Origin of the sequence: Paraburkholderia humisilvae, assembly GCF_902859855.1 — a bacterium.
Classification (GTDB): domain Bacteria; phylum Pseudomonadota; class Gammaproteobacteria; order Burkholderiales; family Burkholderiaceae; genus Paraburkholderia; species Paraburkholderia humisilvae.
On record NZ_CADIKH010000033.1, the window covers coordinates 37,166 to 58,113 of the forward strand.

A 20,948-nucleotide genomic window follows, 5' to 3' on the forward strand; every position below is an offset into this window, starting at 1 on the left:
TTTGAAACTGAGTTTTTCCGGAAGGGGGCACGTTCCCCGACCGGGGACGTGTCCGCCTGTATCAATTCAATTTGACGGAGTTGGACATGAATACTCAACGTGTGAAGACGGGCGCTGAACTGGTCGAATTTATCAAGAATGAGCAAGTGATGCGCAATACGTTCGCCTGCGATGTGACGGTCAAGACAGACGGCAAGTCGACGGTTAAGCAGGTCGCGTTCGACGGCATCGGCCTGGTCGTGGAGAACGAGTCTCTCGATCCCGACCAGTTCGTTTCGGCGCATAGCGTCTTCGTCGCTGCGGTGCTGGATTGACCGCTTGTTCCGCGTGTGGCCCGTGTGCCGTACGCAAGCCGAAGTCCGCTCGAAAGAGCGGACTTCCCCAAGCCTTTCCAGTGGATCGGTTTGGGGAAGTTACCGGTTCTGTTGAGCGATGTTCGCTCCCGAGCTGACGGATTCAGCCACGGTCACTCAGGTGACTATCGTTTTGAAGCACCACGTGCTTCGGGGATCGCGGTCCCTTTACTCGTTGTCGGTCTTTTGCAGGCCGATGTCTTGAGCCCGGCGGGGGTTTGCTTTCCCGCTGGGGAAGATTCCTGCCGATTCTTGTCGCCCACTTGATTCGGGATCCACTTAAGCGATCTCGATGCGAGGCCGTTTAACTGGGCCTCGCGCCTTTTCACCTGGGTAACAACTTTCACAGTAGGAGTTAGAAATGAAACGCGAAGATCTGATTGGTGCACACATGGTCATCCGCCGTAGTGGCGAGACCGTATCGTTCGACAGAGCGAAGATCGCTAATGCTATGGCCAAGGCATTCCTGTACGACGCACATGGCAATCTGTATCGGCCTGGCGCGTCGTCCCTGAGTGCTGCGCAGCGCGCCAAGGTCGAGGAGCTGACCAAGGACGTCTGTGCAGCCCTGAACCGCCGAGGGGAGAGCGTTGCTTTCCGCATCGAGGACATTCAGGATCAGGTGGAGCGCGTGCTCATGCGTAGTGGTGAGCACGAAGTTGCACGCGGGTATGTGCTGTACCGCGAAATGGCTTCGCAGAAACGCACTCCGGCGCCAACGATGGGTCAGTACGACCACGTCAAGTCATATCGTCGGCGTGACGGTGCATTGGCGCCGTTCGATGCAACCTTCTGGATAGCGATCATCGAGTCCGTGGTGTTGGGTCTCGAGAACGTGTCTGCGACGGATTTGTTCCATGAGGCGGTCCGCAACCTCTACAACGAGGCTAAGGAGACCGAGATCGAGAATGCGCTGGTTCTTGCGGCGCGGACGAAGATCGAGGTCGAGCCGGAGCACGCTAAGGCCGCTGCTCGGCTCGTGCTCGCATTCCAGCTTGGGCAGGATGTTTTCGGTAAGCCGGTAACGTTGGACGAGGTGGCTGCAGGCTATGGCGAAGCGTTCATTCGGGGTATCGAGGCCGGTGTGAAGGCCGAGCTGCTGACAGAGGATATGTCCAGGGGTTTCGACCTCGGCCGTCTTGCTTCGGCAATCCGGCCCGAGCGCGACCGACTCCTGAACTATCTCGGCATGCAGACCCTCTATGACCGTTATCTGTTGCACGTCAGCGAGCGTCGCATCGAACTGCCGCAGGCTTTCCTGATGCGCGTCGCGATGGGGCTGGCCCGCAATGAGATCGAACGCGAAACGCGTGCGATCGAGTTTTACGAGGTGCTGTCGTCGTTCGACTACATGTCGAGCACGCCGACGCTCTTCAACACGGGCTCGCGGCGCTCGCAGCTTTCGAGCTGCTACCTGACGACCATTTCGGACGATCTCGAAGGGATCTACGATGGACTGAAGGAAAACGCTTTGCTGTCGAAGTTCGCCGGCGGCTTGGGTAACGATTGGACGAACGTCCGTGCCATGGGTGCCAGGATCAAAGGTACCAATGGCAAGTCACAGGGTGTCGTCCCTTTCCTCAAGGTGGTCAATGACACGGCTGTGGCCGTCAACCAGGGTGGTAAGCGCCAGGGGGCGGTTTGCGCCTATCTTGAATCGTGGCACCTCGACATCGAGGAGTTTCTCGATCTGCGCAAGAACACCGGTGACGATCGTCGCCGCACGCACGACATGAACACGGCCAACTGGATTCCGGACCTGTTCATGAAACGCGTTATGGAAGGAGGTGAGTGGACGCTGTTCTCCCCGAATGACGTCCCCGATCTTCATGATCTGTACGGCATGAAGTTCGAGGAACGCTATGTTCAGTACGAGGCGCAGGCGGATGCGGGCGTTATCAGGCTGTTTAAGCGTCGTCCGGCCGTGGAACTGTGGCGAAAGATGCTCGGCATGCTGTTCGAAACCGGCCATCCATGGATCACGTTCAAGGATCCGTGCAACATCCGTTCGCCGCAGCAACATGTCGGCGTGGTGCATAGCTCCAACCTGTGCACAGAGATCACGCTGAACACGAGCGATGAGGAGATCGCTGTCTGCAACCTGGGCTCGGTCAATCTGGTCAATCATCTCAAGGATGGGCGGATCGATCACGAGAAGCTGCGTCGTACCGTCCGCATTGCGATGCGGATGCTCGACAACGTGATCGACATGAACTACTACGCGGTGGCGAAGGCTCGTTTGTCGAACCTGAAGCACCGCCCGGTGGGTCTGGGCCTGATGGGGCACCAGGATGCGCTGTATATCCTTGGCATCCCGTTCGGAAGCGACGAGGCGGTCGAGTTCTCGGACCGTTCGATGGAGGCTCTCGCGTACCACGCGTACGAGGCTTCATCGGATCTGGCTGTGGAACGCGGCGCTTACTCCAGCTTCAAGGGGTCGCTGTGGTCGAAGGGTGTCCTGCCGTTCGACTCGATGAAGCTTCTGGCTGAATCGCGAGGTGGTCAGTATCTCGAAGTCGATCAGAGCATTACGATGGACTGGGACAACCTGCGGGAGAAGATCCTGAAGCAAGGTATGCGCAACTCCAACTGTATCGCGATCGCACCGACGGCGACGATCTCGAACATCGTGGGTGTATCAGCGTGTATCGAGCCGCAGTTTCAGAACCTGTATGTGAAGTCAAATTTGTCCGGTGAGTTCACTCTGGTCAACGAGTACCTGATTGCCGATCTGAAGAAGCTCGGCATCTGGGACGAGTTGATGCTGGCCGACCTGAAGTATTACGACGGGTCTGTTCAGCGCATCGACCGCATACCGGAGGAAATCAAGGCGCGCTATGCGACGGCGTTTGAGATCGAACCGAAGTGGCTCGTGGAGGGTGCCGCCCGCCGGCAGAAGTGGATCGACCAGGCTCAGTCCCTGAACATCTATGTCGGGGGCGCGTCGGGCAAGAAGCTGGACGAGGTCTACAAGCTTGCGTGGATTCGTGGTCTGAAAACGACCTACTACCTGCGCACGATGGCGGCTACGTCTGTCGAGAAATCGACAGTGACATCGGGGGCGCTCAATGCGGTTGCCCCGTCGGCTCCGGCTGCTGTTGCTCCGCGTATCACCGCGGAGCCGGCACTGGAAGCAGACGGTCCCGTTTGCACGATGCGTCCAGGCGATCAGGGTTACGAAGCTTGTGACGCGTGCCAGTAGAAATGAGTCAGGGATTAGCTGGTGGACTCGTGATGTCTTAATCGCAGGACGGCCTTGGGCCGTCCTGCTTCTTTCGTTTTCGGAGTTTGAGATGGAAATATCTTCGTCCTTCAGCGCCGTTTCTAACGCGCATGCAGGCGGTGCCACCGGTCGAGTCGATGCTGCTGACAAGCGGATCATCAATGGCAAGACCGATGTAAATCAGCTCGTACCGTTCAAGTACAAGTGGGCCTGGGAAAAGTATCTGGCTGGTTGCGCAAACCACTGGATGCCGCAGGAAATCAACATGGCGCGGGACATTGCGCTATGGAAAGACCCGAATGGCTTGACGCCCGACGAACGTCGGATCGTCACACGGAATCTGGGGTTCTTCACGACTGCTGACTCGCTGGCTGCGAACAACATTGTGCTTGGCACCTATCGGCACATCACCGCACCGGAGTGTCGTCAGTTCCTGCTCCGGCAGGCGTTTGAGGAGGCCGTGCACACGCACGCTTACCAATACATCGTGGAGTCCCTCGGACTGGATGAAGGGGAGGTTTTCAATGCCTATCGAGAAGTTCCGTCGATCAGGGCAAAGGACGACTTTCTGATCCCGTTCATCGAGACGCTGACCAATCCGTCTTTCACGACGGGTACGATGGAGAACGATCAGAAGCTTCTGTTGAGCCTGATTGTTTTCGCATGTCTCATGGAAGGCCTGTTCTTCTATGTCGGCTTTACGCAAATCCTGTCGTTGGGCCGGCAGAACAAGATGACGGGTGCGGCGGAGCAGTACCAGTACATCCTTAGGGATGAGTCGATGCACTGCAATTTCGGCATCGACCTGATCAATGCGATCAAGTTGGAGAACCCACATTTATGGACGGAGGTTTTCAAGGAGCAAGTGGACCGCGTATTCAAGGAAGCGTTACGCCTCGAGTACCAGTACGCGGAGGACACCATGCCCCGCGGTGTTCTTGGTCTGAATGCCGATTTGTTCAAGGGCTACCTGCGTTTCATCGCCAACAGGCGTAAGGCGCAGATCGGTCTCAACCCTGATTTCGAGGGAGAGACCAACCCATTTCCGTGGATGAGCGAAATGCTTGATCTCCGTAAACATCGGAACTTCTTCGAGACCCGAGTACTTGAGTACCAGACGGGTGGCGCTTTGAGCTGGGAGTGATGAGTTGCGCTGGCTCTTGCCAGCAGCAACCAGGTAGGCACCCGGAACACCGGGTGCCATTTTTTTAAGAAGGTGTTCGATTCCTGTTACGAAGCCAGGAAGGAGACCACTCTCCTGGAGCGGCAACCGTCAACAGTGTAAAAGTGGTTACCTATTAGAGATGTTCATGGTGATTCGAGATGGAGAGCGGCAGGTTTTGCGAGATGCCGCGAAAAATTCCCGTCAGGAATTTACCTATACTATAATTTGCGCTACCTAGCTGGGGGTCTATACCAGCCTGAGCTGTAAGTCGGCGCTTTTCCCTTTCTGAGACGTCACAAGCATGCATAGGTTGGATGCTTGCGAGGTTTTTTTGTGCTCCGGCACAGAAGGGTCGCCTGGTACGCCCGTCCTGCGTTTGAGCTGGACTAGCCAGGCCTCAGGGTTTATTCCCTCACGTCACGCCTCTCCATTCTGGATTGGCATTTCTCCTGTCGAGTGTTCCCGGTTTCGAGGCCCCCCAGAGCGATTCTCAACGCTCTGGGGGGCCCCGATTCCGGGGTTCACGTTCGACAAGGAGATCAACATGAACGTCCAAACCCAGGTGTCTGATACCCAGATCACGGTGCAGCCGGGGCGGGGGTTCCCCAGCATTGCTGATGGGATTCCCCAAGCCCGTGCGGCCGGTCCTGCGTTGGCTCGTCGCGCCCTCGAAGTCGAAGGCGCTTCGATACCATGTCTAAGCCCAAGACTGGCAATCAGTCTGGCTACTTCAAGCGAAAGTTCTGCATACGACGTCCTGGCTGAAGTCGTGATGGCCGGGCATGAGGGTGTGCCGCTGCTAGTCGATACGTCGTCCGCAGCTGCATCCACGACTGAAATGCTTTCCTTCGATTCGTCGTGCGGATTGCTTGTCCAGTCGATTGAACGGCTCTATGAGTCTTCACGGCGTGGCGGTCCGGTGGACGGCTCGTTGCCAATGGTCGTGATCGGCGAGGATCATCTTGCCGATGTGGCGTCATTGGGGACTGCGGAAACGTATGTTCGCGTCAGCAATGGCCGACGCGGATCAAGCGCTGTATCCCCGCAGTCACTGATCGCGTTCGAATCCCTTGGGACGGGGGTCAGTGGTGTATTTTTCGATGAGAGTCCAGTGGTACGGGATGGCTGCGGTGGCATCTTCGGAACATGTTCCGAGTTTATCGGCACAAGCGAGGTGGTCACGGGAATGATATTGGACCTGTGCGATTACCTCGTCGAATCTCCGGGCAAGAACGCCCAGCTCGACGACAGGCGGCTCAAGGAGCACATACGCCTGGCGATCCGCGATCTTGACGCGATGCACGACGTTCGTGCGATAGGCGGGAATCTGGAGCGATCCAGTGTGGCCCGACGCATCGCCATCGGAATATCGGGCATTGCTTCGGCGCTCCAGAAACTCGGGAGCGTAGGGAGTGCGGATAGAGCCAACGCGTCGCTTGCACAGGTAGCTGGGATGATCCGTGACGAAGCTTACGGTGCATCGTGCGATCTCGCACGGGAACACGGCACTTCGGAATGGTTCGATTGCGCGGAGTTCGATGCCGGACCGATAGCGACGCTGCTGCCGCCGGAGTTGGTGAAGCGTGTACGAGTGTATGGACTCAGGAACGTGCAGATTTTCGGGTGGGCCCTGGTAGCGGACCGTCCGGTTTCTGCGCACGCCGTCGGACTGACGTCGGACGGATGTATCGATGCGGTGCGAACCGCAGAGGGGGTCGGCCAGCAGTTGCAATGGCATGCTGCGATTTCGGAAGCCTTCGGGACGAAGTACCTTGCTGAGGTACTGGTTCCGGACGACTGGGGCGCCAAGCAGGTGGGGGAACTTGCCGTGCGGTGTCAGCAGGAAGGCCTCTGGGGCGTGACTGTACGTTGATAGCGTACGGTGGACATGCAAATGGGCTTGGCCGGCCCATTTAATCAAGAGACTTCTTTGCAAAACGAGGTGTTTGCAAAGAGGTTTTTTGCGCGTAGCGCAGAAAGGGTAGCTGACACACCTATCCAAGTCAGCCATTCGTTTGTCAACCCTACCGGGGATTTCATGCCCGGTAGGGGGCATGGAGTCTTCGGGGTTTCAGGAGATCTCCATGTCGCAGCAAACCGAAGTCCGAACCCTCGAAAGGGTTCTCTGTTTCAGTATCGAAGCTCACATCTGGTCCGGTCGCCGCAAGCTGAAGACGACCGATATCGGTGAAGTCGAAGATCTGCCGCACGGCGACCTCGCGTCGTTGGGTAGCAAGAAGGTCATCGACAGCGAGCACCTCAAGGTGTTTGACAAGCTGAAAAAGCGTGCGCAAAAGGCTTGTGAAAGCCGGGGCGTTCGCTTCCTGGGCGGCTATGCCATTCCGGCCGGAAAGGCAAAGCTGGTCGCGGATGATCTTGACGCCATCGCAGTCGAATACGAGAAGGAGCGTAACCATCTCGTTTCGAACTACGATCGTCTGATCCTCGAGTGGCAGAACGCGGCGCAAAACCAGGAATGGGCTCATATCATCAAAGACGAGGCGCCCGAAAAGGCATACGTCGAAGGTGCTCTGGGCTTTCGCTGGCAGGCATTCAAGGTTCGCTCTGTCGGCGAGTCGGAAGAAGATTTTGACCAACTGGCGGGTGGCCTGAAACAGGCCGAGCAGGGGCTGGCAGGGACGCTTTTCCGGGAGATTGCCCAAGAGGCCGCCGCGTTCGAAGAACGCACGCTGTCGTTCGGCAGCGAGAAGAAAGGCCAGGCGCGAGAGTACGTCACACAGCGCTGCAAGAACGCGCTGCAGGCGATTCGCGAGAAGATGGAAGGGCTTGCCTTCCTCGACCCGTGTGTGCGACCGATCATCGACACCATCGACTACAGCATTAAGTTGCTGCCGGAGAAGGGAAAGATTGAGGGCATCCATCTGACGACACTTTGGGGTCTGACGGGAATCCTCAGACGGCCGGAGCGTATGCGGGCGTTTGGCCAGCAGTGTCTGCAGTCGGGGGACGTCGCCGCGACGTTCAATCTCGCAGTCGGTCCGCGCTTTGCTGTGGCAGATGAAGAGGGTGACGCCCCGCCGGTCGCAGTGCCGGTGGCAGCTCACCAGCACCCTGTTGTTAGCGCTGGTTCGCCAGCAACTGTCGGCCGTCCTGGCCCAGCAGTTCCGTCGATGCCGTTGCCTTTGCCACCCCAGCCGGGTGTGGCGACGGCCTTCGGGATCTGAACCCGAAAGGGGCGTAACAATCGCCCCCTCCGGGGGCGATTCTTTCTCCAAGGAATCGCATGAATATCAATACACTAAAAGGCGCCTTGCCCATCGCGGCAAGGCTGCTTGCGGAGAAGTGTGGTCTGAAGGTGCGCATCGGCGGTAATCGAGCCTGCGCGAGCTCCAGTGAGATCGTGCTTCCCGATCTTCCGATCGAAGTGGAAAAGGCTCGAGTCCTCGGGCTCGGGTTTGTCCTCCACGAGGGGGCAGGACATATCGTTCATACCGACTTTGAGTCGATTGCGGCGATGGACCTCCCGGTGTTCACTTACCGTATCTGGAATGCAATCGAGGACGTCCGCATCGAAGGTCTGGTGGAGCGGCGCTACGCTGGTGCCAATCGGATATTTACGGCAATGCGGGAGACCCTGTCGAAAGACGGGTTGCTTCGCGAAATGTCGAACGCCTCCGATCTGGCTGATGCTCTCGTCACCGTAACTTCGCATACGTTGAACTGGCGGCAGCTCAAGCGAACCTTCTTCGAGGCTCGTGAGGCGATCGCGGTGCAATGGCTTACGAGTGCGTTCGGCAGTGCTTTTTCGGATACGTATCTGACGGTCATCGGCAAGGTTCAATTTGCACTCTCGTCGGCGGATGCTGCCCGGATTGCTGTCGAGGCGGTCTCTCTCCTGAAGCAGTACGCAGACGAGAACGCGGACCCGGACCAGGACTCGAGCGGTCGGGAGAGCGACGGTCAGGACGAGCCCAACGAGGATTCCTCGCAGGGAGGTTCAGGTGGCGGCGAGGGCGGGCAACCGGAGGACGACGGGCAAGACGAAGAGCCCGGCGACGACGGTGCCGTTCCGTCCCCTCCCGTGTCGGCTGATCAAGCGGCGGCGGAAGCTTGCGAGAATGGTTCTGCTGCGGGGTGTGATGCGAGGTCGGCCGACGAAGGGAAGCCTTCGCAAGGTCCCGCGGACGCGGAAACCGATGGGACCGGAGACACGTCGTCGGAGCAAAGCGGGCCTGCCGACAGCGGCAGTAATGCTGAAGCGAAGCCTGACCGCGATAAGTCGGAAGGTGTCGCCGGATCTGCAACTGATCCGGACGATGGTTCGCGACTTGGCGGCGGTTCGCAGACGGGCGTCGGTGTCCAATCGGGAGGAGGTTCGGCCCAGGAGCCTGTTGCTGTCGCTGAAGACCACGCGGGCTCAAATGGCTCAGGCGACGACGGGCAGCTGCGGGCGCAGGCGAATGATCCTGAAACATCCGGTTTGGATCTCTCCCAGAAAGCGACGTCGCGCGATGTTCATGCGGCGTTGGGCGCTGGCTACAACCCCGGAGAGGATCTCGGGGAAATCGTTCAGGGCATGCTGAGCGGGATGGCAGCTGAGTCGGAGGCACCTCCTGTGCTGTCGAACGCTATCCCGTTCACCGAGGAGATCGAAGACAACAGCGAAATCGTCCAGCGCGTCAAGCGCGAGTCGATCGCGCTGCGTCGGAGATTGACCACGGCCCTGGAGGCGATAACGCGAACCAGTAGTCGGGACGTGTATGCGGGCGAGCGTCTTTGCAATCTGGGTGCGCTCAGGCTGTCGACCGGAGACCTGAACATCTTCGAGAGGGAGTCGTCGCGTAGCAGTATCGACGTGGCCATCCACCTGCTTCTGGATCGCTCCGGAAGCATGCGCGTAGAGGAGCGGATGACGTTGGCGATGGATACCTGCACCGCGCTCGGTATTGCTCTCGGGCAAATCGACGGGGTACAGGTGGCAACGTCCGCGTTTCCGGCCGGATCGGGAGAGTGCGATCGGGATGTTCTCGTTCTGAATCGCTTCGGCGAGGCGGTGCGGAAGCGTGCCGGCCGAATCGCAGCGGTTCGAGCGGACGGTCACAACACGCCGCTCGCAGATGCGATGCTGTATGGCCAGTACTCGCTGTTGTCGACCAAGGCGACCCGGCGGATTCTTCTGCCGATCACGGACGGTGTACCAGACAGCAAGGAAGGCGTGGCGGATGTGGTCGCATCGTGTCAGCGCTGGGGTATCGAGGTGATGGGTGTGGGTATCGGACTCGATATCTCCGGCGTGATTCCCAACAGCATCTGTATCTCGGAGGTTGCAGATCTGCCGACCCAGATGTTCGAGCTGCTTCGCAAGCAGCTTGTCCTGAAGAGGGCAGCGTAGGTCGGGCCCGGGGGGGCAAACCCCCCGGTTTTTCAACTGCAGTAGCAGACAGGAGTAGACGATGAGCGTTGATGTGCTCGAGCGTCGGCTTGAGAATGAAAGGCAGGTCGCCGAAGCTCAGTCGCGTTCGGATGGTCGTTGGCCTGACTTGCTGCAGGTGGCCGGCCTAGACGAACAGTATCTGCGACTGAAGCGAAACGGTCCGTGTCCCTTTTGTGGAGGGAAGGACCGATATGCCTTTACCGACAAGTACGGGGATGGAAGCTACTTCTGCCGCGGATGCGGTGGCGGTAACGGCCTCAAGCTGCTGAGCGTGGTATTCCCGGAGAAGACGTTCATGCAACGTGTTCGCTGGGTGCTGGAATCGCTCGGGGCTGGGTTGCCCGAGCTCCCGGTACGTCCACGAAGTTCGGATGCACCGCGGCGGTCTGGCGAGCCGTTGAGCAGGGAGGAGTTTGCCCGACGCAAGGCTCGTCACGTAAAGCTTTGGAACGAGGCTCGGCGCGTCTCTGTAGGCGACCCGGTCTGGAAGTATCTGACCGGTCGCCTTCCAGAGCTTGACGCTGCTGATATCCCCGCTGTTCTCCGGTTTCATCCTGCGTTGCCCTATTGGGAACAGGACGAGGACGAGAATTTCGTTCTTGTCGGGAAGTTCCCCGGTATGGTGGCGGCAATTCAAGGGCCGGACGGTGTCTGTTGCAACATCCATCGAACCTTCCTCACGGAGGATGGTGGAAAGGCTCCGGTACCGAGCGTGAGGAAGAAGGAGCTCTCTTTGCAAGTCAAAGGCGGGGCCATTCGACTCCACGCTCCGGCTAGCCGGGAACTGAGCATTGCGGAAGGCATTGAAACGTCCCTGGCTGTCCGGGTGTTCCGCGGTGAAGCGTGCTGGTCTATGGTCGACGCCGGCGGGATGGAGGAGTTCAATTTCTCCGTGCTCGACGACATTGATCTCCTTCGGATCTATCGGGACAATGATCTTCCCGACGGCCGGGGAGTTCGTCGTGGCTTCCAGGCGGGCGAGAAGCTCGCGGAACGCGCGAAGGCGATGGGTAAGCGAGTGATCAAGTACGCACCAGCAAAGACTGGGACGGACATGCTGGACTTTGTTCGTTCGCTGCCAAAGCGGTCATGAAGAAAGGTCGGAAACGGCCTGAACAGGAAGCGCCGAGGGAAACCTCGGCGCTTTTTTTATGGGAGCAAGGTCTCCCTCTTGCAAGGTCATTCGGAACCGGTATGCTGTCTCCATAACGCTAGGCAAATGCAATGAGCTACCTGATCGATCGTCTTACCATCCATACCCGGGCCGAAGAAGAGCGCTTCGTTTGTACGTGGCGGCTCGGTCGCAAACAGGGCATCGTGTATGTAATGGTGGAGACTGACATCGCTGAGAAGGATGTTGTGGCGGAGCTGAGCGCGCTACATTACCTAGTAGAGGAAGTTCAATTGATGGGAGACAATCGAAGCGGAACGAGCCTCGAGATCACGATCTCCAATCCGACGATCGCGGCTTTACAAAGCGGCCGGAGCAAGAAGTCACACCTGTATCCGTTTGCGGTCTTGCTGCGAACGAAATTCGCGGAGGTCCCGCTCAAGGTCGAGAAGGACTGCGGTTGGGTGGGTGAGGGCGCCAGTACTCGTGTGCGGCATCTGTCGGTGTCTGAGCCGCTCAAGCTCGTCCTGGACGTTAAGGGGCACGGCAGGGTCGGCGTGCGACAGCACGGCTTCGATCAATTCCGTGCGCGGTTGAATCACGTCAATGTGACCGACGCCTGGAAGGAGATGCAACGGGTTGCGAAAGCAGGAATGTGGCCTATTCCGAATCCGGAGCGTGGTAGCACCAGGCTGTACCACGCGGACAGTCATTGGGTGTTCGTGGTGGGCGACGATGGATACCTGATCACCGCCTACACCGAATTCAACGTGGAAAAGCATGCCCAGCAGGCAGGCGATAGACCGGAGTTCCAATGACATTGAGGCTCTGCGGTACCTGGTGCGGTGCGAAGCCAAAGCCTATATCAGTCTGGGCGACGTCAATCACAGTGTTGTCCTCAAAAGAGAATTCCCACTGTGAAACACCTTCGTCTGTCGTCTCCAAGGCCTTTAGCTGAGCGATGTACATCAATCCATCGTACTGGACGATGTAGTGCCTACCCGCCTCAAGTCCCAAGTTCTGAATCGTGTAGACGATTATGTCGCCGGGACGAACAAGACTGATTGCCTCGCGGGGTGTTACGCTCCAATAGAAGAAAAGTCCGATCCAGCCGATGGTCGAAAATTCCTTGATGCGTTCAGGCAGGGACATCTGAATCGGGTTGTGCCCGGTCGGATCGTAGAGAAGGTAGCTGTTCGGGCCACCCACGCCAATAAGGTAGTCGGGCGTGACGTTCAGTCGCTTCGCTAGTTCGATAAGGATGTCGTAGCCCGGAACAAATATGCCCGACAGGTATTTATACGCCGTTGGAGATGTGACCCCAATTAAATCGGCGATGTACCGGCTTCGGGCGAATCCAGTAGTCGGTAGGCCTCGTGCATCAAGAATCGTATGCAGTCGCTTTCCGAACGTCTGTCTGACGGCGTCGATGCCGCTCTTTTCCATAGTGGCGTACCCAAAAAGTGAGTTTTCGGCTGCGTATTATGCCGCAGGTCCGCAACCCCGGATGACAAAAGTCGAACGTTGATAAGCCGGTTTTGTCAAGCCTAATGCTCCGGCTAACTTTCCGGGGCGTCCAAGTCGACCCGGTAGGTCCAGCTTCGTCTATTCCCAAGAGCGTCGGACAGCGTTTAACGAACGGTAAGGAAAAACTTGCGCTGTGTCGAGTGCGTTGCCCAACATTGAGGAACATTCAGGGCTTCGTGCTTGCATTCGATCGTGGACTTCGGTAGATTCCCGTCTGGAACACTTCCTGATAAGAAGTTGTTCAAAAAAAGGTTGTTTCAGTAAGGAAGTCTTGGCAGTGACCACGATCGAGGTGCATCAGAAATGTGTCCTATCCTTGAGCTTGCCGCGCTTGAGAATGTAAAGGCTGTCGAGAATCGCTGGAACGCGGTTCGCATGAATAAGACTCGCGCTATGCTTGTATACAAGTTGAGCGTTGAAGCGGTCGATGTCCTTCTTTCAACCCCGCTCGAACTTCTTGTCGAGAAGATCAAGGATGCAAACCAGGCGATTTTTGTGGACAACCAGTTCACGGACCTCCTTAAGGTTGTGACCGTTCAGGCGGCACCGCAGTCTACCGTCCAGAACGTCATTGCACTGCGTGGCTGATCATGAAAAACCTGCAGCTACGCTTCTATATCGAACACGAGCAGAGGCTCAAGCGTCTGTGCGAGTTTGGCGCCCGCCCGAAAACGATGCAGGCGTTGCTGTCCCCTCGCGGCGGAGTGCATATCCAGACTTTCCGCGAGATATTCACCCAGCTCACCGGTCGCACGCCCAAGCCTGGCATGTCGCCGGCGCAGGACTATGCGTTCCTTCAGAAGCCGGGCTGGCGCTTCAAAGGTAGCCTTATCCTTCAGGCCTACATCCGCCTCTGCGCTCTCGGCGCGCATCACATCGATTCTCTGATCGAGGCCTACGCATTCTTTCTTGAAAGCTCCGAGCCGGAAAAGAGTTCCGAATTCTCGTTTGAGCGGGCATTGATTCTGGTCCGCGGCTTCGAGACTGGCGATCTTCGTTTCACGAAATGTGCCTGTTGTTCGTCCCATCATGTGCACGAGAGAAACGAACCCGTGATGTGCCCCGTATGCAACAACGGGAACTTTGGCGGATCTCGCAAGCGCCATAGAAATCGCGTTCTTGCGACCTTCCATCAAGCGGGGTAGGTGGTTCTTTCCGGCTGCTCATGCAGCTGCTGCTATTCTGCATTAAATTCCGGCCCTTGTACGCATCTATCTTTCGCAGTGGGAAGAGGACCCAGAATTCCGGGTGCGGAGTGTAGAGTACCCGCCGCAGATTTCTGTCAGGAAGCGTAACGCAGGGAAAGCGGGCTCAATTGGCGAACGTTTTGCGCTTTCTTGCGTAGGGGGCGGGGCATAGACTTTTCTTATGCTCAAAAAAATCCTACAGCGGCTGGCGGGTCGGCCTGATGAATCGTCCCAGGAAACTCCGACCGTCGCGCCTGTTGTGCTCCAGCGACAAGCCGCGTCTAAAGTTCGCGTGGACACGGTAGCATCGCGTACTCCCGTCTATCCTCCCATCGACCCCGGCATCGAGGCTTTGTCGGTCGAGAGCATCGTGGAAAGTCAGTCGTCGATCATCGCGCGAATTCGCACCGTGGCAGGTGGTACGGATGCTGACTTCGCGGACATGTACCTGTCCATAATCAAGAATCTGGCCGAGTACGTACATCTACTTCCCGCTTCTCGTCAAGAAACGCACACCGGCGCCGGTGGTCTTTTCCGTCTGTCGTTGGAAATGGGCTTTTACTGCTTGCAGGCGTCGGAGGGAGTGATATTCACCCCAACTGAAGGAGTCGAACGCCGACATAAGCTTGAGCCGCGGTGGCGATACGCAGCGTTCCTGGCGGGTATCTGCTCGGAGTTGCATCGTCCACTGGCTTCCCTGATTGTCAGTGGGCCGGATGGGGTGCAGTGGCCGAAGTATCTGCTGCCTTTGCATCGGTGGTGTAGCGAAGCCGGGTTCGACCGATATCACATCTCCTGGCAGCCCGAGCCTCGCTTTCAGACCGCCTCCGCAAAGGGAGAGGTGTCCGCGATGATCAGCCGGATCGTCCCCGATCGCTGTCTGCAATATCTCGAAGCCGGGTCGCCGGCTATCGCGCCCATCGTCTTTTCCGTCGCGACGGGGGCGGCGCGAGACAACGAGAACTCCGTTGCCGAGCTCGTCGCGCGGATCCGGAAGCGCGTCCTTGATCGTGACAAGGCGATCCGGCCGGATTACTACGGCACGATGGTTGTTGGCAACCACCTTGAGCCGCATTTGCTCGAGGCGATGCGGACATTGATCCGTAGTGGCAAGTGGAAGATCAATCAGGAAGGCGGGCGCGTGTGGTTTGGGGCGGACGGGCTCTTCGTGATCTGGAAGAAGGCGGCCGAGGAGCTTTCACAGGAGATTGCCCAGAAGGGAATTCAGGGGGTGCCGACGGAAGCAAACACTCTTGCGGAGGCGCTGCTGAATGCGAAGGTGTTTTCGGCGAGGGTGGATCGAGATCCCTACTGGAAAGTCCTTCTTCCCAACGGCAAGGAATACGTCGCGACCAAGTTGGTCAACCCGCTCAGTCTGCTGGGTGATATCGAAGTGTCGCCACTACCCAGTTTATTGGCTGGCGGATCTGCCCCGTCGGCCGCAGTGCCGCACGACGCGAGCGCAGCGCCAGTGCCTGCGGCGCCATCGCCTGCGGCGGCATCGCCCGCAGCACCGCCATCCGCGCTGACTCCCCCGCAGGCGGATTCCGGCGTGTCTCCACGCGAGGCTGCAAAACCTCCGACGCCAGCGGGGAAACGGCCGGACCAGCTGACTTCGCTGATGAACAAGCAAGCTCAGGCTCGCTCGGAAATGCGAACGTTAGAGCCGACAGAACTGGGGGACCGATCTGCTGAAGAGGCGATCGCAGAGCGAGTAGCAGACGGCGCAAATCCCCCGGGTGCAAAGTCAGAGAATGACACGCCTCCCGGAGAACAGACAACAAGCGCGCGGCGAGGCTCCGAACCTAGCAGGGTCCACGAGGGGTCTGGTGGAAGAAAGCCGAGGGCGAACGGGGAGGACGGGGCGGCGGCCGTGCCAAAGGAAGCTTCGACGCCGGCGAAGGGCGCTGTCGATCGGATTCCTGCTCAGAGACAAGATGCAACTGCTCAAGGCAAACCGACGGCACCAGCTGAGCAAGCCGACTTTTCATACGTTCAGCTTTTGCCCGAGCCGTTTCGTCGCAAGTTGAAACCGTTCCTAGGCGAGACACTCGGTCGATTGATTGCGGATTTCCGCTCAGGTGAGCTTAGCGATAAGTTCCTTCTTGACCGCGACGGCCTATGCGTGAGCTTCAAATACGCGGGAACGCTCGGCGCTCCTCTCCCCGCCGTCATTGAGGAACTGGATCACCTGAACATGCTCTACGTCGATCCTTCGAACCCGGGCAAGAAGCAGCATCAGCGGAGATTACCAGGCTCTGAGAAAGACACGCCGTGCCTCGTCCTGGCCTCACACGCCGTTCAGTATCTCGAGATCGAACAATGATCATCAACTATCAGAACCTATTCCGGCCGACGTATGAAGCGCGATCGGCGCTTGCTTGGGGCGTGTCGTTGGCCTCAATGACTGGCATTGCGCTGGCGTCCGACGTACATACGACCGCCTTTGTGTGGATGGGTGCTGGTTCTGCCGCCATGATGCTGTGGCGAGCGAAACAAACGCAGAGCATCTGGAACTTCAAGGCGAATCTCGCGGGCAAGCCTTTTACGTTCCTGAAGGCCGATGTCGTTCGCGTCAATCTTCCGAAGTTCGGCGACAACCTGTGGCTTGGCTGGGGCTATCGGTGGGAGCCGAGCCATACGCAACAGGCAACCGAGATCATGAAGCGGGACCTCGCGGCCGTGTACCCGCCAAAGTGGTTCCTCAAAGCGCGTGGCCTGAAGGGATCGCAGCTCGACCCGAAGAACGCCAAAGGGCTCCAGTGGATTCACGGGCTCGAGAAAGAAGTGGATATGCTGATGCCGCGTTCGGCGTTGCAGGGCCATACGGCTGTACTTGCCACGACGGGCGCGATCAAGACGACTCTCTATAGTTTGCTCGTCTACCAGCTTGCTTTGCTTGGGTACACGATCGTCATCATCGATCCGAAGGGCGATCACGATCTGAAGGAGATTGCGAAAAACGCCGGAAAACTTTCGGGACGGGCGGAAAAGGTCATTACGTTCCACCCTGCTTTTCCGTCGGAGTCCGTGCGCATCGACACGCTTAAGAACTGGGATCGGGAGACGCAGGTGGCGTCGCGAATCTCTTCACTCATCCCAAGCGACGGGGACGAGTCTTTCCGCTCGTTCGTGTGGATGCAGGTCAATCACGTAGCGCAGGCCTTAATCTATACGGGCACTCGGCCGTCCTGGTCATCCTTGCTGGATGCGATTCAGAACCTGAATGGCGCGCAAAAGCTGCTGGAGAAGGCGCTCCGCATCTTCTTCAGGCAGAACGTTCCTGGATGGGAAGGGCAGGTCGCGCAGGCTGTCGCGAAATTCAATAAGCCCGACGCCAGGAAAAACAGCGACATGGAAGGAGCATCGGCAGAGTTGCGCGCCTATGTAGAGTTTTTCGAGTCAGAGATCCCGCTTAACAATCAGCCTCGGCAAATCAAAGGTCTAATAAGCACCGTGCGCTCGAACCGTGAATGGTTCGCGAAGATGATGGTGTTGTTGCTGCCTCTGCTTACCAAGCTCACCGCCGGAGAGCTCGAAGGACTGCTCAGCCCGGACTACGACGACATCGACGATCCACGGCCAATTTTCGACACGAAGAAGATCGTAGAGGGGGGATACATTTTCTACGCAGGCCTCGATTCGCTGAGCGACCCGGAAGTTGGGTCCTCGATCGCAGCGGCTCTTCTGTCCGATATGCAGGCCGTTGCCGGCGAGAGATACAACTACGATCCGAACATCAAGGAGAAGTCCCGTATCGTCGTGCTAATCGACGAATGGGGCGATGTGATGTGCGAACCGGTGATTCAGGAATTGAACAAGGGGCGTGGAGCAGGCTTGGACATTATTGCTTGCGGCCAGACATTCGCTGACCTTGCGGACAAACTTGGCTCCGAGATCAAGGCCAAGCGGATGATCGGCAATTTCAACAATCTGATCGCCGGCGCGACGCAGGACGAAGATACGCAAAAGATCATTGCCGAGAAGATTGGCGAAACTTACATCAAGAAGATCTCCCGCAGCCACGGACGCAATTCAAAGACAGAGGATCACGGGATCGAGTTCGGCGGCTCCATTAGCGAGACGGTATCGGAAGAATTGGTCGATCTGTTCCCCATCACGCTAATGAGCAAATTGCCTGACCTGCATTACATGGCCGTTTGGAACCGTGGCACGGTTGTCAAGGGACGCATTCCGAAGCTCGTTCTGTGACGAGTAGGACACACTAAACCGGTTGAAAGAAAGTTATGGAATCGCAGGTTATCAATCTGGCGGGCAGGGAATTTCGCAAGAAGACGAAGGGCGCGGTAGAAGTGCCGGTGGCCTGTATCAGCAGGCAGGGTGATGCCATTCTCTCAAGCGTGCTTCGCTCCGCGGAACGAAAGGCGGCTGCTAGGCCGATCTTTTTGCAGTGGCCACGGCTGCAGCAGTCGGCCCTGAAGTTCTGCGAGATCTTGTCTGATCGCTATCCGGGCGCCGTAGGTTCGTTGGTGGATGAAGCGATTCAACACGCGATCGAACGGTTCGTGGAGGTGTATGAAACGTCGCGGCGGAGCACCGATTCGATGGTGGCCTTCCTCGAGTCGTTAGCGCTTTCTGCCGACGTTGCGATGGAGTACAGCGCGGTTGGCTTTGACGAGTCTGGGAACCGACGGATATGGCCTCCCTTCGAGGAGCCCATCGGATCGTGGGCACGGCGGCTCGGTCTCCAGAAAGTGCGCTTCGTTCGCGTACCGCCGGCGGAGCCGGACGTGCGCGTCGGAAATCGTTTTCTGCTGTGTAGCCGAATCATGACAGCCAAAGACATCGGTAGGGTGAGCGAGCTGCCGAGCGGAGCACTTGATATCAGAGCGCTGGGGAGGCAGTGATGAAATGGGGCTTGCATCTGAAGTTTTGGATTCTTGTGACGCTCGTTCTGATTCTCGCTGTACCGGCGATCGTCTCAGTGCAGGACGGCTTGGATCGCATTTCGCGCGAGGTAGACATGACCAGGCAGGTCTTCGGTGATGACATGACGGCAAACATCGTCGATCGCGCGAAAAGCGTCTACAGCACAGCCTTTGTGGAATCTGGTTTCATCGCGGATCTTAATAAAACTCACTTTTCGCAAGGTGACTACAGAAAGGCGCATGCGTTGAGCGGTGCACTCAAGCACTTCGGGGCGGTTACCAACTCCTACTTCGGTTCGATGGTGATCAACCTCTACGGGATGATGATCCGCCTATTTATCGTCTGGCATTGGCTAGGCTTTGTCGGCCCTTTCCTGATCGCGTGTGTGGTGGACGGCTATATGACCCGTGCGAAGAAGCTTGCCGAGTTTGCCTATCAGAATCCGAGCGCTTTCTCGCTTTCCGCGCACGTGCTTCTGTGGATCATCTTCTTTCCGATCATGTACTTGGTCGCTCCGATCCCGGTCACGCCACTCTTTGTGCCGATCTGGGCGCTCGCGATGGCTCTTCCGGTGGCGGTGATGCTTTCGAACTCGCAACGGATCTTCGGTTCCTGATCAATCGGCGCGGAAACCCCCCCGCTATAGGTTGCGTTTCCGGGTAGTTCCTAACAGGAAGCGTCTGTAGATTATGCATTTGACTAAAAAGGGGCGTGCCGATCGCGGCGCCCACGCGAGGCCAAAGATGAGCGAGTTGCGGAAAGAAGGTCGGAGTGGCGGGCGATCCAGTCTGCTTGAGATGGTCATGAATTGCCTCGGAACGCTTCGCGAATGGCTCGAGGACCCGACCGTTACGGACATCATGATCAATCGACCCGATGATGTCTGGATTCAGCAGGGTGGGAAGAAATTCCGTTGCGGGGCGAAGATCTCGGCTGCGCAGGTCGAAGCCGCGATTACGCTTCTTGCTTCGAACTCAGGCATTCAGGTCAGCAACGAATCGGCCGACGCGATTGTTAGTACGAAGCTCCCCGGATTCCGCGTCGAGGCCACGCTTCCGCCGGTTGCTGTTGACGGCCCTACCATCTCCTTTCGGCGAAACAATATGGTCGTCAAGGATATGGCCGACTGGGTCAAGCAAGGCGCTTTGCCACAAGATGTCGCGGACTTTCTGACCGCTGCGGTCCGTCGTCGTCTAGGTGTTGCGGTGGTTGGTAGTACGGGTTCTGGCAAGACGACATTTGCGAACACTCTCTTGGGATGTTTCCCCCCTGATGATCGGATTATCACGATTGAACAGGTCCCGGAACTCGTCGTCAAGTCGCCTAACAACGTGCGCTTGCAGATCAACCCGCAGGTCAGAGTGACGGCCAAACGTCTGGTGGAAAGTGTGCTGCGGCAAAACCCGGATCGAATTGTGCTCGGTGAGGCGCGCGGCGGAGAAGCGAACGACCTTCTTCAGGCGGCTAATACGGGGCACCCTGGCCCGCTGGTGACGTTGCATGCAAATAACGGTGCAGAGGGGCTTCCTCGCTTCGAAGACATGGTGGCGCAGTCCAGCGATGCGCCGGATAGCCGGGAAGGCATTCAGGTTCGTATTGCGACTGCTTTCCAGGTAATGGTGTTCATGACGTTGGTCGACGACGACCGAATCGTGGCAGAAGTAGTAAAGGTCGACGGCTTTGATCGGCAGTCGAAAGAGTACAAAACCACTCTCATCTATAGGAGTAGCAGATATGAAAAGTTTGATGTTCCGATGCTGGGCGGCGATCAGGGCGGCCTCACCCGAGCAGCGTAGGGTCGTACTAGGGTCGTTGCTGGCATTCGCGCTGGTCTCGTCTTCGCAGGCCTTCGCGACGCTGACGCTGCCGATTACCGGCATCCTGTGCGACTTCTTCAACCTCATGACTGGTCAGGTCGGTTACGCGATTTCGGGGATCATCGTGGTGGTCCTCGGCATCATGTGGGCCGCGGGCGAAGTCAGCGGTTGGGTGGGGCGTGGTCTCGCGGTGATCGTTGGCATCTCGATCGCACTGCAGGCGGCCACGTGGCTCGGCGCGATCCAGACGGATGGTGGCAGCACTGGCAGCGGTTGCTAG

Annotated in this window: 17 protein-coding genes and 1 pseudogene; 17 read left to right on the top strand and 1 reads right to left on the bottom strand. The window is 57.9% G+C overall.

Features of this window, described 5'->3' with window-relative positions; all coding sequences use genetic code 11:
- Positions 1-86: 86 nt before the first annotated feature.
- From HV796_RS27645 to HV796_RS27680, 8 genes and pseudogenes are all read left to right on the top strand, one after another.
- Positions 87-314 (top strand): hypothetical protein, encoded by a 228-nt coding sequence (locus HV796_RS27645; protein WP_175229683.1) that lies wholly within the window; start codon positions 87-89, stop codon positions 312-314.
- 400 nt (positions 315-714) lie between these two features.
- Entirely contained in the window at positions 715-3,555 is a 2,841-nt protein-coding gene (locus HV796_RS27650) for a ribonucleoside-diphosphate reductase subunit alpha (protein ID WP_175229684.1), read from the top strand.
- Positions 3,556-3,664: 109 nt separating this feature from the next.
- A pseudogene (locus tag HV796_RS27655) lies at positions 3,665-4,720 on the top strand (ribonucleotide-diphosphate reductase subunit beta); the annotation flags it as partial.
- 565 nt (positions 4,721-5,285) lie between these two features.
- Positions 5,286-6,614 (top strand): glycyl radical enzyme family protein, encoded by a 1,329-nt coding sequence (locus HV796_RS27660; RefSeq protein WP_175229686.1) that lies wholly within the window; start codon positions 5,286-5,288, stop codon positions 6,612-6,614.
- 211 nt (positions 6,615-6,825) lie between these two features.
- Complete coding sequence (locus HV796_RS27665; RefSeq protein ID WP_175229687.1) at positions 6,826-7,926, top strand: DUF3150 domain-containing protein; 1,101 nt, start codon at positions 6,826-6,828, stop codon at positions 7,924-7,926.
- Between the two features lie 59 nt (positions 7,927-7,985).
- On the top strand, positions 7,986-10,094 hold the full coding sequence (locus tag HV796_RS27670; protein WP_175229688.1) for a VWA domain-containing protein: 2,109 nt from the start codon (positions 7,986-7,988) through the stop codon (positions 10,092-10,094).
- 61 nt (positions 10,095-10,155) lie between these two features.
- Positions 10,156-11,229 carry a DUF7146 domain-containing protein gene (locus HV796_RS27675; protein WP_175229689.1) on the top strand — a complete coding sequence of 358 codons (1,074 nt, stop codon included), beginning with the start codon at positions 10,156-10,158 and terminating at the stop codon, positions 11,227-11,229.
- 131 nt (positions 11,230-11,360) lie between these two features.
- Complete coding sequence (locus tag HV796_RS27680; protein WP_175229690.1) at positions 11,361-12,065, top strand: hypothetical protein; 705 nt, start codon at positions 11,361-11,363, stop codon at positions 12,063-12,065.
- Here the strand turns inward: HV796_RS27680 and HV796_RS27685 are convergent.
- Positions 12,013-12,693 (bottom strand): helix-turn-helix domain-containing protein, encoded by a 681-nt coding sequence (locus HV796_RS27685; RefSeq protein ID WP_175229695.1) that lies wholly within the window; start codon positions 12,691-12,693, stop codon positions 12,013-12,015. The genes HV796_RS27680 and HV796_RS27685 overlap by 53 nt on opposite strands.
- A gap of 456 nt (positions 12,694-13,149) precedes the next feature.
- Between HV796_RS27685 and HV796_RS27690 the strand changes: the two genes are divergently transcribed.
- From HV796_RS27690 to HV796_RS27725, 9 genes are all read left to right on the top strand, one after another.
- Entirely contained in the window at positions 13,150-13,362 is a 213-nt protein-coding gene (locus HV796_RS27690; protein WP_246356071.1) for a hypothetical protein, read from the top strand.
- Between the two features lie 2 nt (positions 13,363-13,364).
- On the top strand, positions 13,365-13,919 hold the full coding sequence (locus HV796_RS27695; RefSeq protein ID WP_175229698.1) for a FlhC family transcriptional regulator: 555 nt from the start codon (positions 13,365-13,367) through the stop codon (positions 13,917-13,919).
- Positions 13,920-14,069 (top strand): SWIM zinc finger family protein, encoded by a 150-nt coding sequence (locus HV796_RS45895; protein WP_377694958.1) that lies wholly within the window; start codon positions 13,920-13,922, stop codon positions 14,067-14,069.
- Between the two features lie 73 nt (positions 14,070-14,142).
- Complete coding sequence (gene mobH, locus HV796_RS27700) at positions 14,143-16,287, top strand: MobH family relaxase (protein WP_175229712.1); 2,145 nt, start codon at positions 14,143-14,145, stop codon at positions 16,285-16,287.
- On the top strand, positions 16,284-18,173 hold the full coding sequence (gene traD / locus HV796_RS27705) for a conjugative transfer system coupling protein TraD (RefSeq protein ID WP_175229715.1): 1,890 nt from the start codon (positions 16,284-16,286) through the stop codon (positions 18,171-18,173). Before mobH ends, traD begins: the two co-directional genes overlap by 4 nt.
- Positions 18,174-18,208: 35 nt before the next feature.
- Complete coding sequence (locus HV796_RS27710) at positions 18,209-18,829, top strand: hypothetical protein (protein ID WP_175229718.1); 621 nt, start codon at positions 18,209-18,211, stop codon at positions 18,827-18,829.
- Positions 18,829-19,467 (top strand): IncC plasmid conjugative DNA transfer DtrJ family protein, encoded by a 639-nt coding sequence (locus HV796_RS27715; protein WP_175229720.1) that lies wholly within the window; start codon positions 18,829-18,831, stop codon positions 19,465-19,467. Before HV796_RS27710 ends, HV796_RS27715 begins: the two co-directional genes overlap by 1 nt.
- Before the next feature lie 127 nt (positions 19,468-19,594).
- Positions 19,595-20,647: a TadA family conjugal transfer-associated ATPase gene (locus HV796_RS27720; RefSeq protein WP_175229722.1), complete on the top strand. Its 1,053-nt coding sequence runs from the start codon at positions 19,595-19,597 to the stop codon at positions 20,645-20,647.
- Positions 20,586-20,948 (top strand): TrbC/VirB2 family type IV secretion system protein, encoded by a 363-nt coding sequence (locus HV796_RS27725; RefSeq protein WP_246356072.1) that lies wholly within the window; start codon positions 20,586-20,588, stop codon positions 20,946-20,948. The genes HV796_RS27720 and HV796_RS27725 overlap by 62 nt, the downstream gene beginning before the upstream one ends.

Coding starts and splice junctions, on each gene's coding strand:
- HV796_RS27645 (WP_175229683.1), top strand. CDS start 87: ATGAATACTCAACGTGTGAAGACGGGCGCTGAACTGGTCGAATTTATC.
- HV796_RS27650 (WP_175229684.1), top strand. CDS start 715: ATGAAACGCGAAGATCTGATTGGTGCACACATGGTCATCCGCCGTAGT.
- HV796_RS27660 (WP_175229686.1), top strand. CDS start 5,286: ATGAACGTCCAAACCCAGGTGTCTGATACCCAGATCACGGTGCAGCCG.
- HV796_RS27665 (WP_175229687.1), top strand. CDS start 6,826: ATGTCGCAGCAAACCGAAGTCCGAACCCTCGAAAGGGTTCTCTGTTTC.
- HV796_RS27670 (WP_175229688.1), top strand. CDS start 7,986: ATGAATATCAATACACTAAAAGGCGCCTTGCCCATCGCGGCAAGGCTG.
- HV796_RS27675 (WP_175229689.1), top strand. CDS start 10,156: ATGAGCGTTGATGTGCTCGAGCGTCGGCTTGAGAATGAAAGGCAGGTC.
- HV796_RS27680 (WP_175229690.1), top strand. CDS start 11,361: ATGAGCTACCTGATCGATCGTCTTACCATCCATACCCGGGCCGAAGAA.
- HV796_RS27685 (WP_175229695.1), bottom strand. CDS start 12,693: ATGGAAAAGAGCGGCATCGACGCCGTCAGACAGACGTTCGGAAAGCGA.
- HV796_RS27690 (WP_246356071.1), top strand. CDS start 13,150: ATGAATAAGACTCGCGCTATGCTTGTATACAAGTTGAGCGTTGAAGCG.
- HV796_RS27695 (WP_175229698.1), top strand. CDS start 13,365: ATGAAAAACCTGCAGCTACGCTTCTATATCGAACACGAGCAGAGGCTC.
- mobH (WP_175229712.1), top strand. CDS start 14,143: ATGCTCAAAAAAATCCTACAGCGGCTGGCGGGTCGGCCTGATGAATCG.
- traD (WP_175229715.1), top strand. CDS start 16,284: ATGATCATCAACTATCAGAACCTATTCCGGCCGACGTATGAAGCGCGA.
- HV796_RS27710 (WP_175229718.1), top strand. CDS start 18,209: ATGGAATCGCAGGTTATCAATCTGGCGGGCAGGGAATTTCGCAAGAAG.
- HV796_RS27715 (WP_175229720.1), top strand. CDS start 18,829: ATGAAATGGGGCTTGCATCTGAAGTTTTGGATTCTTGTGACGCTCGTT.
- HV796_RS27720 (WP_175229722.1), top strand. CDS start 19,595: ATGAGCGAGTTGCGGAAAGAAGGTCGGAGTGGCGGGCGATCCAGTCTG.
- HV796_RS27725 (WP_246356072.1), top strand. CDS start 20,586: ATGAAAAGTTTGATGTTCCGATGCTGGGCGGCGATCAGGGCGGCCTCA.